Source organism: Haloferula sp. A504 (assembly GCF_044385805.1).
In the GTDB taxonomy this organism is placed as follows: domain Bacteria; phylum Verrucomicrobiota; class Verrucomicrobiia; order Verrucomicrobiales; family Akkermansiaceae; genus Haloferula.
Genome location: NZ_JBISBU010000235.1, coordinates 1 through 359, shown reverse-complemented (window position 1 = coordinate 359; position 359 = coordinate 1). Strand labels below are relative to the sequence as shown.

Sequence of the window (359 nt, the reverse complement as noted above, 5' to 3'; positions counted from 1 at the left end):
CCGCACAGCAGGCCGTGGGCGATGAGGCCGAACATCGCGACTTTCGCGTAGCGCCGCGAGGTGGCCGCGCGGTGGTCGGGCACGAGGTGGAAGGCGTCGGCGAGGCTGCGCAGGTGCTTGCATTTCAGCGCGCAGCGGGCTCCGGCGACGCCCTCGCTGGTGGCCCGCTGGAAAATGTCGGGCAGCGGCGCGGGGCTGGAGAGCAGTTGCCGGGCCTTCTTGTGGAGCTCGTAAATCCAGTATCGCTTGGGCCTCTTCTCGTCAGTGTAGAACTCGCTGCGGTGGCGCCGGCAGCCCTTGGTGAAGCCCAGCGGCGTCCAGTTGGAGGCTTTGTAAAGCGTGCCTTCATGAAGCTGCGG

1 pseudogene is annotated in these 359 nt (G+C 67.4%); it reads right to left on the bottom strand.

What is annotated here, in order from left to right:
• A pseudogene (locus ACG2LG_RS24330) lies at window positions 1-359 on the bottom strand (hypothetical protein); the annotation flags it as partial.